Source organism: Myxococcus sp. AB056, from assembly GCF_006547365.1.
Lineage (GTDB): Bacteria > Myxococcota > Myxococcia > Myxococcales > Myxococcaceae > Myxococcus > Myxococcus virescens.
Genome location: NZ_VHLB01000050.1, coordinates 19,074 through 34,702 on the forward strand (window position 1 = coordinate 19,074; position 15,629 = coordinate 34,702).

The following is a 15,629-nucleotide window of genomic DNA, read 5'->3' on the forward strand; positions in this document are numbered from 1 at the left end:
GGGAAGGGTCAGACAATCTGCCCCCGGGTGCTCCAGCCACCGCGGAAGATGCATCCGACCCTCCATGCGGTTAGGGTGACGCCCTCGATGTCCCCCTTCCGCTCCCACCTGCGTCACCTGCTGGCCTGCCTTCCCCTCCTGCTGCCCCTCGGGGCCATGGCCCAGTCCGACGGGGGGTTCGACGCGGGCCTCCCCGACGCTTCCGTGGGAGAGGGCGGCGCGGACCGGGACAACCCCGAGGGGGACGACAGTACAGGCAGGGTGAATACGTCCTGCCGTAGCACCCGGGATTGCTCCCCCCGCTTCTCCTGCGATGACGGGCGCTGCCGCTACACTGGCGTGCGCCAGGCAGACCAGCAAGGCTGCGTGCTGGGTGGCCAGGCCGCGCTCCTCATCGTCGGCCTGGCCGCTGTGGGCGGCTACAGGCGCAGGCGTTAGGAGCACACGCATGAGGCTGGGGCTCAAAGCGGACAACCTGCTGGAGCGCGTGGCGGACTGGTTCAACCTGGCCCCACAGCCGGTGGCCCATGCCTTCTTCGGGATGATGGCGTCGCGGACGCTGATGGCCGGCGTGCGGCTGGGCGTCTATGAAGCCCTGACGGACGGGCCCGCGTCGGCGGAGACGCTGGCGGCGCGGCTGAAGCTGTCCCAGGAGGGCACTCGCACGCTGCTGGAGGCCCTCATCGCATGCGAGGCCGTGGAGCGTCAGCGCGGTGGACGCTACCGGCTGGCCCCTCGCGCCAGGCGATGGTTGGACCCGCGCTCGCCCCGGTACGTGGGCGCCTTCCTGGAGTTCAACTACGCGCAGTGGGACTGGTGGAACGGGCTGGAGGGCGTGGTGCGCACCGGCCAGGCGGTGGACATCCACGGCTTCGCGCCCGACGACGCGCGCTGGCGCGACTACATCCACGCCATGCACCAGATGGCGCGGCTGGCGGCTCCGGAAGTCGTTGCGGCCATCCCCCTGCCCCGCGGTGCGAAGCAGGTGTTGGACCTGGGCGGCGCGCACGGCTGGTTCGCCGCCGAGCTGTGCCTGCGCAACCGGGGCTTGAAGGCCACGGTGTTGGATTTGGAAGGCAGCGCCCGCGTGGGCCGGGAAATCATCGCCTCGGCGGGGCTGAGTCACCTCGTCACCCACCGCGAAGGCGACATCCTCACCGCGGAGCTGGGCGGCCCGTACGACGGGGTGATGCTCTTCCAGGTGATGCACCACCTGTCCCCCGCACAGAACGTGGCCCTGCTGCGACGGGTGCGCGCTTCACTGGCGCCCCGGGGGACGCTGGCGGTGCTGGAGTATCTGCGCGAGAACGCCGACACGCCCACCAGTGCGGCGCCGTTGATTGGCTTGCACTACTTCCTCACGTCCGGCGCGGCCGCCTATACGCCCGCCGAGGTGGAAGGATTCCTGGACGACGCGGGCTTCCGCATCGAGACCAGCCGCCCCATCCGGCACCTGCCCTTGCAGACGCTCCTGGTGGCCCGACTGGACTGAGCGTCCACCCGACCGCTGAACTGGCGTGCCTGCCCGCGGAGGCCTGCCCACCCGGGAGACGCCTGCGCTACCCTGCCCGTCCCTTTGACGGCTCCCGTCACACCGCTGCCCATGCTTCCGCAAACACCACTTCCCGAGGACCCGCCGGACGTCCCGCTCGCTGTCGACCTCGACGGGACGCTGGTACGCACGGACACGCTGCACGAGAACCTGCTCGTCCTCTTCAAACGCGCGCCCTGGCTGCTGTTTCTGGCGCCGCTGTGGGTGCTCAAGGGCAAGGCCTTCTTCAAAGCGGAAGTGGCCCGGCGCGCCGCCCTGGACGCAGCCAGCCTGCCCTACCACGAGGAGCTCCTGACGTACTTGCACGAGGAGAAGTCCCGAGGACGCCGGCTGGTGCTGGCCACCGCGGCGGACCGGCGCATCGCCGAGGCCGTGGCCGCGCACCTGGGTCTCTTCTCTGACGTCGTCGCCAGCGAAGCGACGGTGAACCTGTCCGGCGAGCGCAAGCTCGCGAAGCTGAAGGAGCTGCTGGGCACCTTCGACTACGCGGGCAACGACGCGGTAGACCTGCCCTTGTGGCGTGAATGCCGCCGCATCGTCGTGGTCCACGCGCCAGCCGGGGTGCTGAAACAAGCACAGGGCCTGGGCCGCGACATCCACCGCGTCTTCGAGCGCCCAGCGACCCGCCTTCGCACCTGGGTGAAGGCGCTGCGCGTGCACCAGTGGGCGAAGAACGCGCTCGTCTTCGTGCCGCTCCTGGCCGCCCACAAGGGCACCGAGCCGGACAAGCTGATTCAGGCACTGCTGGCGTTTGCGGCCTTCAGCCTGTGCGCCTCCAGCGTGTACGTGCTGAATGACCTGCTGGACCTGGACTCCGACCGGCGACACCCGACGAAGAAGCAGCGTCCGTTCGCGGCGTGCACGCTGTCGGTGAGCACTGGCGTCATGCTGGCCCCCGTGCTGCTGCTGGCTGGCGCCGCGGTGTGTCTGCTGTTGCCGCCCGCCTTCTCCGCCCTGCTGGGCACCTACTACGTGCTGACGCTGGCCTACTCACTGCGGCTGAAGCAGGTGGTGATGTTGGACGTGCTGGTGCTGGCCGGGCTGTACACGGTGCGCATCTTCGGCGGCGCGCTCGCGGTGGACGTGCCCACGTCCAGTTGGCTGATGATGTTCAGCATGTTCCTCTTCCTCTCGCTCGCGCTGGTGAAGCGACTGAGCGAGGTCCGGCGCCTGCGGCAGTCCAATGAGACGTCCGCGCATGGCCGTGGCTACCTGGCCCAGGACTACGAGCAGCTCGCCAGCCTGGGCGCGGCTTCGGGACAGGTGTCCGTGCTGGTGCTGGCGCTCTACATCACCTCCGATGAAGTGACGGCGCTGTACGCACACCCAGAGCGGCTATGGCTCATCTGCCCGGTGATGCTGTACTGGGTGGGCCGGGTGTGGCTGCTGGCTCACCGCGGGCTGGTGAACGAGGACCCGCTCGTCTTCGCCCTGAGGGACCGGGTGAGCTACGCCGTGGGGCTCGTGTGCGCGCTGGTGCTATGGGCCGCCACGTGAGAGGTCTGGCGCGATGAAGCCACGGGAGTCCTGGGGGCGTTATCCTCAAGTCGAGCAGCAGACGCACGCCCTGGTGTGGCGCACGGATGCGCTGCCCCGGAAGGACGGGAGTCTGCTGCCCCACGGGCTGGGGCGCAGCTACGGCGATTCGTGCCTCAACGCGGGGGGCACGCTGCTGCTCACCTCGGGGCTCGACCGCTTCATCGCCTTCGACCCGGCCACCGGAGTGGTCCGCTGCGAAGCGGGCGTGTCGCTGGACACGATTCTGCGCCTGGCCGCTCCGCGCGGCTGGTTCCTCCCGGTGACACCGGGCACCAAGTTCGTGACGGTGGGCGGCGCCATCGCCAACGACGTGCACGGGAAGAACCACCACCGGGGTGGCACCTTCGGCCGCTACGTGCGCCGCTTCGAGCTGCTGCGCTCGGACGGCAGCCGCCGGGTGTGCGCGCCGGATGAGAATCCGGACTGGTACGGCGCGACGATTGGCGGCCTGGGCCTCACCGGGCTCGTCACGTGGGCCGAGGTGCAGCTCACGCCCATCAGCAACCCGTACGTGCTCCAGGAGACGGTGCCCTTCGGAAACCTGGATGGGTTCCTCGACGTGGCCCGCGCGTCGGAGAAGGACTACGAGTTCACCATGGCGTGGGTGGACTGCCTGGCCCGGGGCAAGAAGCTGGGCCGGGGGCTCCTGTACCGGGGCAACTTCGCGCCGCCGCAGTTCGACGGGCTGCCGCTGGCCAGGAGTCACCTGTCGCACGGCGTGGGGCTGGCGGTGCCCATGGACATGCCGGCCTTCTGTCTCAACCGGCTGTCGGTGTCCGCCTTCAACTGGCTCTACTACCACCGGCAGAACGGCAAGCCGAAGCAGCGGCTGACGCACTACGACCCGTTCTTCTACCCGCTGGACGCCATCTACGCGTGGAACCGCATCTATGGCCGGCGCGGCTTCCTCCAGTTCCAGTGCGTGGTGCCCTACACCACCGCGCGGGACGCGCTGAAGGAAATCCTGGAGCGCAGCTCGCGCGGCGGACTGCCCAGCTTCCTGTCGGTGCTGAAGACGTTCGGTGACATTCCCTCGCCGGGGTGGATGTCCTTCCCTCGCGAGGGCGTGACGCTGGCCATGGACTTCGCCAACCGCGGCGAGAAGACGTGGAAGCTGGTGGAGGATTTGGACCAGTTGACGCGGCAGGCGGGCGGCGCGGTGTACCCGGCAAAGGACGCGCGGATGAGCCCGGAGAACTTCGCGGCGTACTTCCCGCAGCGTGAGCGCTTCATGCAGTACGTGGACCCGTCGTTCTCCTCGTCGTTCTGGCGGCGGGTGAACCCGGTGTCCCTGCCCTTTTCCCTGGCCGCGGAGCGAGGCGAGACGGCATCCCCGCCGCCTCGGTCCCTGCTTGCCATCCGCTGACCTTCTTTCCGAGATTCGCTCCCCATGAAGAAAGTGCTCGTCCTCGGCGCCACCAGCGCCATTGCCCAGGCGACGGTGCGGCTCCTGGCCGCGCGCGGCGCCTCGCTGTACCTCACCGGCCGCAACGCGGCGAACCTCGACGCGGTGACGAAGGACGCCGCCACGCGCGGCGCGGCGAAGGTCGCGTCGCAGGTGGTGGACCTGAACGACTTCGACACCCACGAGGCGCTGGTGGAGGCCGCGTACACGGCGCTGGACGGGCTGGACGGCGTGGTGCTGGCGCACGGCGTGCTGGGTGACCAGGCGGAGGCGCAGCGCTCGTGGGCGGCGACGGAGGCGGTGCTGCGCACCAACTTCCTGAGCGCGGTGTCGCTGCTCACAGTGCTGGCCAACCGCTTCGAGGCGCAGAAGGCCGGCACGCTGGTGGTGATTTCGTCGGTGGCGGGTGACCGCGGCCGGCAGAGCAACTACGTGTACGGCGCGTCGAAGGGCGCGCTCAACGTCTTCCTCCAGGGCCTGCGCAACCGGCTGGCGAAGTCCAACGTCGCGGTGGTGACAGTGAAGCCGGGCTTCGTCGACACGCCGATGACGGCGCACCTGCCGAAGAACAAGCTGTTCGCCTCGCCGGAGAAGGTGGCGCGCGGACTCTTGAGCGCCGCGGACTCGCGGAAGAACGAAGTCTACGTGCCCGGCATCTGGGCGCTCATCATGCTCATCATCCGGACGATTCCGGAGACCGTGTTCAAGCGCATGAAGCTCTGAGCAGACATGGCGGCCCCCTGGCGGTGAGACAAGGCCCGCCAGGGGAGCACCTCCGCTGTGACGGGGGCGACTGGAAATCACCTGGGATACTCCGGATAGACTGTCGGGCCAGCCCACCATGAGCGCCACGGCCCCACTGTCCTCGGTCCCCGAGCCCCAGCCCGCAGCGTCCGAAGCGAGCGTGACACCTTCCGCGCCCGAAGCCTGGAGTCTCGCGCGGCGGCTGGCCTTCCGCTTCGCCTTCGCCTACCTGAGCATCTATTACTTCCCGTTCCCCTTGGACCTCATCCCAGTCCTGGGCGAGTCCATCCACGGGTTCCAGGACGGGCTCTGGAAGGCCGCGGTGCCCTGGGTCGGCAAGCACGTGCTGCGGCTGTCCACGGACATCACCGTGATGCCCAACGGCAGCGGCGACACCACGTTCAACTACGTGCAGGTGCTGATGAACTTCGTCATCGCCGTGGCGGTGACGGGCGTCTGGTCCGTCATGGACCGGCGCCGCACCGAGTACGTGAAGGCCCACGACGTGCTGCACGCGAACGTCCGGTACGTGCTCGCGATGAGCATGCTGTCCTACGGGCTGGCCAAGCTCTTCAAGTCCCAGTTCCCCTTCCCCAGCCCGGAGCGGCTGGCACAGCCGCTGGGAGACTTCTCCCCCATGGGGCTGCTGTGGAACTTCATGGGCTACTCGACGGGCTACAATGTCTTCACGGGCGGCGCGGAGTTCCTGGGCGGCTGCCTGCTGCTGTTCCGGCGTACAACGACGCTGGGCGCGCTCGTCGTCGCGGGCGTCATGGTCAACGTGGTGGCGCTCAACTTCTTCTACGACGTCCCCGTCAAACTCTATTCGTCCCACCTGCTGCTGATGTCGCTGTTCCTGGTGCTGCCCGATGCCCGGCGGCTGCTCGACGTGCTGGTGCTCAACCGCGCCACGCAGCCTCGCCCGCTCCAGCCGCCGTTCCCACCTTCGCGCTGGCTGAGTGGCGCCGGGCTCGTGATGAAGGTCCTGGTGGTGGGCGGCATCGCCTATGGGTTTGGGAGCTCGCGGCTGGAGTTCATCCGCAAGTACGGGGACTCCGCGCCGCGTCCCCCGTTCTACGGCTACTACACGGTCGACTCCTTCACCCAGGACGGGCAGCGCCTGGATGCCACGTCCGGAGACGCCCGGCGGTGGAAGGCGGTGGCCGTCAGCCGCTTCGGCCGGATGAACATCAAGCGCATGGACGACACCGTGAAGTCCTTCGGCCTGGAGGAGGACGCACCGAAGAAGACGCTCACCCTCATCGACGGCCAGGACGACTCCGCGAAGAAGTTCGTGCTCGCCTACACACGCTCGGACGCGAACCAGCTCGTCCTCCAGGGCACGCTCCAGGAGGCCGCCATCGAGGTCCGCCTCACGCGGGTGGATGAGTCCAAGTTCCTCTTGCTCAACCGGGGCTTCAACTGGATTCAGGAGGCCCCCTTCAACCGCTGACTCAGTCCAGCGCAGGCACGTCACGGCCCTCGCCGAAGCCCAGGGCCCAGAAGCGCGGCCGGACGGGCTCGCGCGCCAGCAGCCACAGCAGGTGGTACTTCGCCTCGTCCTGCCCATCCAACGCGAGCGCGAAGGTGCCGTAGTGCATGGCCACCGACGTGGCCGAGCGCAGCACCTTGTGCGCCTGGAGGGCTTCCACCGGCCCCATGTGGACCGGGCGGAAGGCGGTGGGCCGGTAGGCGCCAATGGGCAGCACCGACAGCCGCATGGGACCGAAGCGCTCGGCCATCATCGCGAAGTGGGGACCGAAGCCCGTGTCGCCGGCGAAGAACACCGGCCCGCCGGATGTGGCGAGGACGTAGCCCGCCCAGAGCGTCGCCGCGCTGTCGGTGAGCCCGCGGTTGGAGCGGTGCTGCGCCGGCACCGCCGTCACCGTGCGGCCCGGCGCCACCTCCGTGGACTGCCACCAGTCCAGCTCCACCACGTGCCGGAAGCCCTCGCCGTCCAGCAGCGCCTTGTTGCCCAGACCCACGATGAAGCGCGGATGGTGCGCCTCCTCCAGGCGCCGCAGCGTCGGCAAGTCCATGTGGTCGTAGTGGTTGTGACTCACCACCACCACGTCGATGGGCGGCAGGTCCTCGAAACGGATGCCCGGAGGCCGCACGCGCTTGGGGCCGATGAAGGACACCGGGCTCGGACGGTCCGAATAGATGGGGTCCGTCAGCATGTTGAGCCCGTCCGCCTGGACGAGCACGGTGGCGTGGTTGATGAACGTCACCCGGAGCTGTCCCGGCCCCACGCGCTCCGGAGGCGGCTTGCCTGGAGCGAATTCCTCGTAGTCCCGCCACGGGCCGCGAGGCCCCTTGCGCAGCGCCTTGAAGACCTCGTCTGGACTCAGGCGCTTGAGGGGCTCCAGGTTCTGGAACTGCTCACCGTCGAAGTGCGCCGTCACCGGGCCCTGATGACGGGGACCCGCGAAGAGGCAGCCCCCAAGCCACGGTGCCGACAGCAACAGCACCAGCGACAGGAGTTTCGTCATGGGCCGGGAAGAACGGTCCAGGGACATGGGTGCGGTGCTCCATCCAGACAGGACTGGGAAGACGCCCGCGCGGCCCGGGCTCGACGTCCATGTCTCGGCGTGACAGTGGACCGGGTTTGCGCCCGTCCGGCAACCGGCAACACACTTCTGGGCACGCCACTGCCCCCGCGCTCACGTCACGACGGCGTGCAGGATGCGCTCGAACAGCCAGGGCGTCTTCCCCAGCAGCCGCACCACGGGACGGCGAAGCCAGGGCCGTCGCGCCAGCATGAGCAGCGCGCCTGTCGACCGGGAGTACTTGCGGAAGACCCGCTGGAAACACTGCTCGTAGGGCATCAGCGCCTCGCGCGTGGCGCCATGGACGAGCGCCTCCGGTAGCAGGTTCCCCAGCGACTCCGCGCACACGAAGGCCAACGACAGGCCCTCTCCGGTGATGGCGTCCACGTAGCCCGCCGCGTCTCCCACCAGCGCGAAGCGGTCGGCGATGCGCGCTCGGGCCACCCGGGCCAGCGGTCCCGCGCCGCGGGGCTGGGAGTCCGGCTCCGAGCCAGAGAGCCGCTCCGACAGTCTGGGGAAGCAGGCCAGCAGCGTCTCGAAGCTCACCCGCCCTTCCACCCCGCCGTCCTCCCAGAGGAAGGCCAAGCCCACGCGCCGCGCGCCCGTGGGCGTCACGTAGGCCTCCACGCCATGCGCGAAGTGGATCTCCACATAGGGCGTCCACGGCGCGACCTGGAAGTGTCGTCGCAGGCCGAAACGGCGCGGTCCCGTCGGCTCCACCTCCAGACCTTCCGCGCGGCGCAGCGGTGAAGCCAGCCCATCCGCGGCCACCAGCATGGCGGCCTCCACCGGGCCTTCGGCCGTCTGCAGCACCACGCCATTGCCATCCCGCTGGTGGGACAGCACCTGCGTGCGCTCGCGCAGCTCCACGCCCACCGTTCGCGCCCGCGACACCAGCGCCGTGGCCAGCGCCACGCGCCGCACGCCCAGCGCGCCCTTGCCTGGGAACAGGCCCTCCGCCGTGCTGCCATCCTCCTGGACGTAGCGGATGCCCACGAAGGGATGGCTGCCCTGGTCATCCAGCAGAGGCAGGACGCCCAACCGCTCCAGCACCGCCATGCCGGGAGGCAGCAGCCCTTCGCCACAGGCCTTGTCCACCGGCGCGGTGCCGCGCTCCAGCACCACGGTGTTCAGCCCCCGCTGCGTGGTGGTGATGGCCACCGCCAGCCCCGCGGGCCCTCCGCCCACCACGGCGACGTCATACCGCTTCACGGCGTGGACTCCTCCGGGACTCCCATCCCCATGATGGCATGTCTCACGCTGACGCCGTGCACGGCCCCACGGCCTGAGGCCTCACGTGTCGCTCTCCGCGCGGACCATCGCCAACGCGCTCCGAGCCATCTCCACCGCCAGCCCCACCGCGCCAACCTTCTTCGGCGGCGCCAGCTCCTCGGCCAGGTAGCGGCGCAGCGCCTCGGCGCGGCGCAGCTTGCCGCTGGACGTGCGCGGCAACGTGCCTGGCACGAGCATCCGCACGGTGTGAGGCCGCACGCCCGTGGTCTCCACCACCGCCGCGCGGATGCGCTCCTCGACCACGTCATCCGCCTCCTGCCCCGAACGCTCCGCGAGGATGAGCAGCGCCTCGTCCTCGCCCCCTTCGGGCGTGAAGCCCAGCGCCACCGCGCAGCCCGCGCGCACGCCCGCCACGCTCTGCAGCGGCTCCTCGAACGCCTGCGGCGCGTGGTTCGCGCCTCGGATGATGACCACGTCCTTCGCCCGGCCCGTGAGGAACAGCTCGCCCTCCGCGACGAAGCCCAGGTCGCCCGTGTCCAGCCATCCGTCCCGCGTCAGCGTCCGGTCCGTGGCCTGCGCATCCGCGAAGTAGCCGGCCATCAGGGACGGCCCCCGCGCGAAGACCCGGCCCACGCACCGCTCCGCGAGCGCCTCGCCCGTCTCGCCGCGCACCTCCACCTCGAAGCCCGCCACGGGCATGCCCACGCTCACCAACTCACGCGAGCCCTCCGCCACCCGGCCTTCCCGGGCCAGCAGCCCCGCGTCCACGCCCAGCGCGCGCGGCCCCCGCCCTTCCGGCGGGAAGGTGACCGCGAGCGACGCCTCGGACAGCCCGTACACCGGCCGCAGCGCCCGCGCGGAGAAGCCCCACCGCTCGAAACGCACCGAGAAGCGGCGCAGCGTGTCCACGGACACCGGCTCCGCGCCGTTGAGCGCGTGCCGCCACGACGACAGGTCCACCCCGTCCAGCTCCGCGTCCTTCACCCGCTTCAAACACAGGCCATAGGCGAAGTTGGGCGCGGGAGAGATGTAGCCCCGGTGGCGAGACAGCGCGCGGAGCCACAACGCGGGCCGTGCGAGGAAGGCCTCGGGGGGAATCAGCACCAGGCTTCCCGGGTAGTACAGCGCGGACAGCAGACAGCCGATGAGCCCCATGTCGTGGTACAGCGGCAGCCAGCTCACGCCCACCCGGGGCACCCCCGCCCCCAGCGGCATCGCCATCTCCAGCGCCGCGACCTGCGCCAGCAGGGCTTCGTGCGTCAGCGTCACCGGCTTCGGATCCACCGTGGAACCGGACGAGAACTGGATGAGCCCCAGCGCGTCCGGCCGCACCGGAACCTCCAGCACGTCATCCCCCCGGGACACGTCGTCCACCGTGTAGCACCCCAGCCGGGGGCGCGCGCGCTCCACGCTGGGCCCCAGCAGCAGGCGCACGCGAGCGTCCGTCAAAACCATCACCGAGCCCGTCACGTGGAGCATCCGCGAGGTCGCGCGGTGGTACTCCTCCAGTCGCCCCAGCCGCACCGGCGGGTACAGCGGCACCGGCACCGCGCCCGCGAGCAACGTGCCGAAGAAGGCGTCCATGAAGGCCGGCGACGTGGGCAGCAGCAACGCCACCCGGTCACCCTCGCTCACGCCCAGCCGGGCCAGCCCCGCGGCGGTGCGCTTCGCCCGGCGGTACACGTCCGCCCAGGGCATGGCCACCTCGCGCTCGGCCGCGTCCACGAAGGTGAGCCCCAGCGGCGACGTGCGCCCGGTGTCCGCGAGCGCCGCGTTCACCGTCAGATGCCTGGGTGGAGGCAACGCCGGGCCCACCAGTCGCGAGCCAGCATCCTTCACGGCAGGGCCTCCTCCGGCCTGGGTTCCACCGGAGCCGCGACCCGCTGCGCCACCAGCTTCGCCAGGTCGCCCACCGTGCGCACGCCCTGCGCGTCCTCTTCGGACAGGCGGATGCGGAAGCGGTTCTCCAGCCCCACCGCCAGCACCGTGAGGCCCAGGCTGTCCAACTGGAGGTCACGCACCAGGTCTTGCGAGGGCTCCACCGCGCCCTTCCACTCCAGCTCCTCGGTGACGATGCGATGAATCTCCGTCATGACCTCCAGTTCGCGTTCAGCCACGTGGCACCTCCGGAATGAAACGAGGGCGATGGGAGAACGCCTGCGCGTACACATCACCCAGCGCCGCCTCTTCCGCGCGGATTCGCACGTAGAGCAGCGCCGCATTGCCCACTGAGAAGACCAGCGCCGTCCACCATGCACCGTGGATGAGCGGCACGCACGCCAGTTCCAACACCACCGCGACATAGTTGGGATGGCGCAGGAAGCGATAGGGCCCGCCCGTCACCGGCGCCAGCCCCGGTACCACGATGATGCGCGAGTTCCACCGGTCGCCCAACGTGGCGATGGCCCAGTACCGCAGCCCCTGCGCCAGCACCGCGCCCGCCAGCGCCGCCCAGCCCCACGCGCCCGGGAAGCCGCGCAGCAGCAGGAACACCTCCGCCACGCACGCCACCAGGAACAGCGTGTGGAACACCACCATGAAGCGGTAGTGCCGCTGCCCTGTCTCCACACCGCCGCGCGCGAAGGCCCGGGCGGCGTTGCGCTTGGAGAGCACCAGCTCCACCAGCCGCTCCACGACGAGCGCGGCCATGAAGCCCAGGAAGAGGGCGTGCGTGGAGGTCACCATCGCAGCAGCACCATCTCCGCGCCGAAGCCCGGCCCCATGGCCATCATCACGCCCCACTCCCCCGGCTGCGCGCGGACAGACTCCAGCGTCTCTCCGAGCACGAAGAGCACCGACGCGGAGGAGAGATTGCCCACCTCACGCAAGGAGGCCCACGAGCGCTCCAGCGCCGAGGGCGCCAGCTCCAGCGCCTCCTCGAAGGCCTCCAACACCTTGGGCCCGCCGGTGTGTGCCACCCAGTGCCGGATGTCCCCGCGCTTCAGTCCATGCTGCGCGAGGAAGCCATCCACATTGCCCCGGATGTGGTCCTTCACGAGCCCCGGCACCTTCGCGGACAGCACCACCTTGAAGCCGGTGTCCACCACGTCCCAGCCCATGATGCGCTCGGTGTCCGGGTAGAACACGGAGCGCGACGCCACCACCCGCGGCCCTCGCGCACCCGGGGCCGCCGCGCCTCGGAGCACCGCGCACGCCGCGCCGTCGCCGAAGAGGCCGGACGCGATGATGTTCGGGATGGACAGGTCCTCGCGCTGCAACGTGAGCGAACACAACTCCACGGCGATGACGAGCGCTGTGTGCTCCGGAAAGCCGCGCAGGTAGTCCGCCGCCCGGGCCACGCCCGCCGCGCCCGCCACGCATCCCAGACCGAAGAGCGGCGTGCGCTTGAAGTCCTCCCGGAAGCGCATGCGGTTGGCCAGCCGCGCGTCGATGCTCGGCGTGGCGATGCCCGTCACGGTGACGAAGAAGACGTGGTCCACCTCCTCGGGCGTGAGCTCCGCCGCGTCCAGGGCCTTGCGCACCACCGTTTCGCCCAGCTCCGTGGCCGAGCGAATCCAGGCGTCATTGCGCTGTTGGAATGTCAGCAGCGGCGGATAGGCATCCAGGGGCAACGCCAGATGCCGTCCTCCCACCTGGACGGCACGGTGCAGGTCCTCCAGCCGCTCCAGGTTGAAGTGGCGCGTGGCCCACAGCTCGCGGAACGCGGCGATGAGCTGCTCCTGACTGGCGTAGTGCGGCGGGAGTGCCCGCCCCACGGCACGGATGGAGGGCGAGCAGTCCTGGCCTGAGGCACTGAGCATGGCGTTCCCGGGTCATTCGCGTCGGTGGAGAGTTGACGCTTAATCGGAGACAGCGTCCAACGCGATACGGGATGTTCCCGCTTCCGTCTCCCGCACGCACCTCGCATGTCCGACTGTCACGCGGATGACGCACACGGCCGTCGCGGCCGACGCATCAACAACACGTGCCGGGAACCCCCTGGGCGGTGGCGTCGAAGAAATCCGTCCCGCGCCATACACAAGCGCTGAACGAACCTTGCTCAACGCCGGATGAAGGCCGCCGCCAGCAACAGGAGCAGCGCCCACGTCAGCCCTCCCGGTGCCGACGAACAGCCACCCTCGTCACGCGGAGGCGAAGGCCGGGGCTCACCTGGCACACCCGCGTCGACACCACCGTCCAGGTCGCCTCCTGGACCTGCGTCGACGCCCCCATCCAGGTCGACCCCACCGTCCGGGTCGGGCGGTGGCACGGTGGCGCAGGGCGCGCCGGAGTCCTCCCCGGAGATGCACAGCCGCCCATACCGGCCCAGGCCGTCGCGCCGTCCGTCCACCACGGCGACGATGACGTGCGTGGCGTCCTCGGCGTCCACGTGAGCGGACAGGGTCCCCAGGCCGTCCGCGCGTGCGACGCGCAGCACCTGCGTCGGCGTCACCGCGGCCACCAGCAGGTGGATGGCGGGAGAGTCCTCGCCCTCGGTGGGCTCGAAGGAGGCGGTGACAGAAGACGTTCCGCCTTCCACCTCGAAGTAGCGAGCCGACGCGGCCGCCACCCGCACGGACGGCTCCGCCATCGGCAGCGTGCGTGGCGCGACGGTCAGCTGCGCGTAGCCCTCACCGTTCTCATAACCCGCGCCCTGTGCTCGGCGCGGTCCGGTGGCCAGGTTCCACAGGGCGAACTCCGCGAAGGCGGTGTCGAAGTCAGCGCCCCAGTCGCGCTGTAGCGCCGTCTCCACCAGCACCGGCCAGCGGACCGACGGCGTCACGACGCTCTCCTCCCACAGCGAGCGCACCACTCCATCCCCGAAGCGCTCGCCCAGGAACTGGAAGTAGATGCTCGTGCCATAGCTGAAGGACACCGCCGGCCCTTCCGGGTCCAGCACCAGGGTGCGGTCCGGACGCGACAGGTACGCGGCGGTGAATCGCTCCAGGTCATCCAGCGCGGGCCGGTAGCGCTCACTGGCCCAGACCGCGGTGCCCTCCGATGCCACGCTGCCCAGGCCCGGGTGGTAGGCCGCCTGCACCGCGTGGAAGAACTCGTGGCTGGCGAGGATGTCCACCGCCTCGTCATGGGACGGGTAGTTGTAGCCCGCGAAGTCGTTCTCCTGGAGCATGTGCCCGGAGCAGCGCGACGACGCCTCCAGACAGCCGTCCAGCCGGAAGGCTCCGTCCGCGATGCCACCGAAGTCCACCAGGTACACATCGAAGCGGCCGTCGCCGCCGTTGTCGCTCCCCACCCAGCCGTCATCCGGCGGCAGACGGAAGCCCAGCCCTTCATAGAAGGCGGCGACGCGGTCATACGCGGACGCGACGGTCTCCACGGCGTCCGGAACACCACTCCCATCCGCGTCCACCGACGGCACAGCGTTGGACCCCGAACGGGAGAAGTGGATGCGGAAGAGCCCCCCAGGGGACACGACCGATTCCACCGCCTCGCCCTCGTCGAAGCGCGGAGGCATCGCCGAGGGCGAGGTGGGGCGCGCTCCCGCTTGCAGTCCCGCTTCCCACGTCACGAACGAATCGTGCCGTTCGTGCGGTTCACGCGAAGCCTGCTGGACAGGTCCACACCCGAAAGGGATGAGCAGGAGCAGCGCCCGGAGCTTCATGGCAGGAAGGCCCACTTCACGCGGAGCTGCCCCGAGCCGCTCGGCGTCCCCGACGGCAACTCGTTCGTCGCGTTGCAATGCTCCTGCACGGCCAGCTCGTAGTAGGACGTCACCTCGAACTTCACGTGGCGCCCATCCGCCAGGCGGATGATGAAGACATCCCCCGACATCTTCACGCAGCCCTGGTAGGACCAGAAGCTGCTCAGCGCCATCGTCGGCCCGGCGAGCCCCGAGTTGTCCGGGATGAACTCACACGTGTCGGTGTACCAGGCGTCGGACTGGAAGGTCAGGTCCGCGGGCACGGACGTCACGGTCTCGAAGCGGGTGCCCGTGGGCAGCCGCGCCACGCCAATGCAGGACGGGCCGGACGTGCCACCGTTCAGCCGGATGTAGTAGCGACGGAACGCGATGTCCCAGCCATGGTCGCCCAGCGACGTCTGGTCGTCGATGTTGACCCGCGCCAGGCCCTCGGGCGTGAAGCGAGCGTAGGTGTAGGACTGGTTCACCGTGAGGCCACCCGCGCGGGCGTCGATGTACGAACGGAACTCGCCCGCCGGCGCCTCCTCCTCGACCATCGCCGTCGTCGACGGCGTCGTGAGCAGGTTCAGCCGGTCGATGCTCTGCTCGCTGCAGGGCACGTCGCTCTGGCACAGCGGCTCCGTGCCCGCATCCGGCTCGGGCTCCGTGCCCGCGTCCGGCTCGGGCTCCGTTCCAGAGTCCGGCGTCGGGTTCGTCCCGGAGTCTGGCTGTCCGGCGTCGGGCACCGGGGTGGGGTCTTCATCAGACGAACCACAATTCACGAACAGGGCCAGCGCCATCGCCACGGCGGCCAGCACCCACAGGCCCTGCTTGCTGGCCTTCGTGTGCATCGTTTCTTCGGTGTGAGTCTTCATCAACGGCCCTCTCCCTCGGATGGTGCGGAGCCGGAGACCACCCATGGCCAGGACAAGGCGCACACGGCGCAGTGCCATTCCGGCCTCCACGCGCGGCACCATAATTGATAACGATTCTCATATTCAATATTCGACCCATGAAATCATCGTC

At 69.8% G+C, this 15,629-nt stretch carries 14 protein-coding genes; 6 read left to right on the forward strand and 8 right to left on the reverse strand.

The genetic code is table 11. The annotated features are described in order from the left end of the window. Positions 1 to 87 precede the first annotated feature (87 nt). The 6 genes from FMP39_RS21565 (at position 88) to FMP39_RS21590 (ending at position 6,693) form a co-directional block, all read left to right on the forward strand. The gene (locus FMP39_RS21565) at positions 88 to 438 is read left to right on the forward strand and encodes an MXAN_6627.5 family MYXO-CTERM protein (RefSeq protein ID WP_194858505.1); all 351 of its coding nucleotides are present in this window, start codon (positions 88 to 90) and stop codon (positions 436 to 438) included. 10 nt (positions 439 to 448) lie between these two features. Continuing rightward, on the forward strand, positions 449 to 1,492 hold the full coding sequence (locus FMP39_RS21570) for a class I SAM-dependent methyltransferase (protein WP_141592175.1): 1,044 nt from the start codon (positions 449 to 451) through the stop codon (positions 1,490 to 1,492). A 111-nt stretch (positions 1,493 to 1,603) separates the two neighbouring features. Then, positions 1,604 to 3,049: a UbiA family prenyltransferase gene (locus FMP39_RS21575; RefSeq protein WP_194858510.1), complete on the forward strand. Its 1,446-nt coding sequence runs from the start codon at positions 1,604 to 1,606 to the stop codon at positions 3,047 to 3,049. 13 nt (positions 3,050 to 3,062) lie between these two features. Next, a complete protein-coding gene (locus FMP39_RS21580) occupies positions 3,063 to 4,457 on the forward strand; it encodes an FAD-binding oxidoreductase (RefSeq protein WP_141592177.1) in 1,395 nt (464 codons plus the stop codon). Between the two features lie 24 nt (positions 4,458 to 4,481). Continuing rightward, entirely contained in the window at positions 4,482 to 5,219 is a 738-nt protein-coding gene (locus tag FMP39_RS21585) for an SDR family oxidoreductase (protein WP_011556557.1), read from the forward strand. 118 nt (positions 5,220 to 5,337) lie between these two features. Next, a complete protein-coding gene (locus tag FMP39_RS21590; protein WP_141592178.1) occupies positions 5,338 to 6,693 on the forward strand; it encodes a DoxX family membrane protein in 1,356 nt (451 codons plus the stop codon). A gap of 1 nt (position 6,694) precedes the next feature. On the opposite strand, the gene FMP39_RS21595 is transcribed toward FMP39_RS21590, so the two are convergent. From FMP39_RS21595 to FMP39_RS21630, 8 genes are all read right to left on the reverse strand, one after another. Continuing rightward, positions 6,695 to 7,732: an MBL fold metallo-hydrolase gene (locus tag FMP39_RS21595; RefSeq protein WP_228558198.1), complete on the reverse strand. Its 1,038-nt coding sequence runs from the start codon at positions 7,730 to 7,732 to the stop codon at positions 6,695 to 6,697. 171 nt (positions 7,733 to 7,903) lie between these two features. Continuing rightward, positions 7,904 to 9,001: an NAD(P)/FAD-dependent oxidoreductase gene (locus FMP39_RS21600; RefSeq protein ID WP_141592180.1), complete on the reverse strand. Its 1,098-nt coding sequence runs from the start codon at positions 8,999 to 9,001 to the stop codon at positions 7,904 to 7,906. Between the two features lie 81 nt (positions 9,002 to 9,082). Beyond that, positions 9,083 to 10,861: a fatty acyl-AMP ligase gene (locus FMP39_RS21605; protein WP_141592181.1), complete on the reverse strand. Its 1,779-nt coding sequence runs from the start codon at positions 10,859 to 10,861 to the stop codon at positions 9,083 to 9,085. Further along, entirely contained in the window at positions 10,858 to 11,139 is a 282-nt protein-coding gene (locus FMP39_RS21610; RefSeq protein WP_020478192.1) for an acyl carrier protein, read from the reverse strand. Before FMP39_RS21610 ends, FMP39_RS21605 begins: the two co-directional genes overlap by 4 nt. Further along, the gene (locus tag FMP39_RS21615; RefSeq protein WP_141592182.1) at positions 11,132 to 11,707 is read right to left on the reverse strand and encodes an isoprenylcysteine carboxyl methyltransferase family protein; all 576 of its coding nucleotides are present in this window, start codon (positions 11,705 to 11,707) and stop codon (positions 11,132 to 11,134) included. The genes FMP39_RS21610 and FMP39_RS21615 overlap by 8 nt, the downstream gene beginning before the upstream one ends. Next, complete coding sequence (locus FMP39_RS21620) at positions 11,701 to 12,783, reverse strand: type III polyketide synthase (protein ID WP_141592183.1); 1,083 nt, start codon at positions 12,781 to 12,783, stop codon at positions 11,701 to 11,703. Before FMP39_RS21620 ends, FMP39_RS21615 begins: the two co-directional genes overlap by 7 nt. A gap of 239 nt (positions 12,784 to 13,022) precedes the next feature. Then, positions 13,023 to 14,585, reverse strand: a complete 1,563-nt coding sequence (locus tag FMP39_RS21625; RefSeq protein WP_255508526.1) for an MXAN_6640 family putative metalloprotease — start codon at positions 14,583 to 14,585, stop codon at positions 13,023 to 13,025. After that, the gene (locus FMP39_RS21630; RefSeq protein ID WP_305036075.1) at positions 14,582 to 15,478 is read right to left on the reverse strand and encodes an HmuY family protein; all 897 of its coding nucleotides are present in this window, start codon (positions 15,476 to 15,478) and stop codon (positions 14,582 to 14,584) included. The genes FMP39_RS21625 and FMP39_RS21630 overlap by 4 nt, the downstream gene beginning before the upstream one ends. Positions 15,479 to 15,629 lie beyond the last annotated feature (151 nt).

What these genes read in the sequence shown, in the direction of transcription:
- FMP39_RS21565 (WP_194858505.1), top strand. Translation starts at nt 88, where the DNA reads ATGTCCCCCTTCCGCTCCCACCTGCGTCACCTGCTGGCCTGCCTTCCC.
- FMP39_RS21570 (WP_141592175.1), top strand. Translation starts at nt 449, where the DNA reads ATGAGGCTGGGGCTCAAAGCGGACAACCTGCTGGAGCGCGTGGCGGAC.
- FMP39_RS21575 (WP_194858510.1), top strand. Translation starts at nt 1,604, where the DNA reads ATGCTTCCGCAAACACCACTTCCCGAGGACCCGCCGGACGTCCCGCTC.
- FMP39_RS21580 (WP_141592177.1), top strand. Translation starts at nt 3,063, where the DNA reads ATGAAGCCACGGGAGTCCTGGGGGCGTTATCCTCAAGTCGAGCAGCAG.
- FMP39_RS21585 (WP_011556557.1), top strand. Translation starts at nt 4,482, where the DNA reads ATGAAGAAAGTGCTCGTCCTCGGCGCCACCAGCGCCATTGCCCAGGCG.
- FMP39_RS21590 (WP_141592178.1), top strand. Translation starts at nt 5,338, where the DNA reads ATGAGCGCCACGGCCCCACTGTCCTCGGTCCCCGAGCCCCAGCCCGCA.
- FMP39_RS21595 (WP_228558198.1), bottom strand. Translation starts at nt 7,732, where the DNA reads ATGACGAAACTCCTGTCGCTGGTGCTGTTGCTGTCGGCACCGTGGCTT.
- FMP39_RS21615 (WP_141592182.1), bottom strand. Translation starts at nt 11,707, where the DNA reads ATGGTGACCTCCACGCACGCCCTCTTCCTGGGCTTCATGGCCGCGCTC.
- FMP39_RS21620 (WP_141592183.1), bottom strand. Translation starts at nt 12,783, where the DNA reads ATGCTCAGTGCCTCAGGCCAGGACTGCTCGCCCTCCATCCGTGCCGTG.
- FMP39_RS21625 (WP_255508526.1), bottom strand. Translation starts at nt 14,585, where the DNA reads ATGAAGCTCCGGGCGCTGCTCCTGCTCATCCCTTTCGGGTGTGGACCT.
- FMP39_RS21630 (WP_305036075.1), bottom strand. Translation starts at nt 15,478, where the DNA reads ATGAAGACTCACACCGAAGAAACGATGCACACGAAGGCCAGCAAGCAG.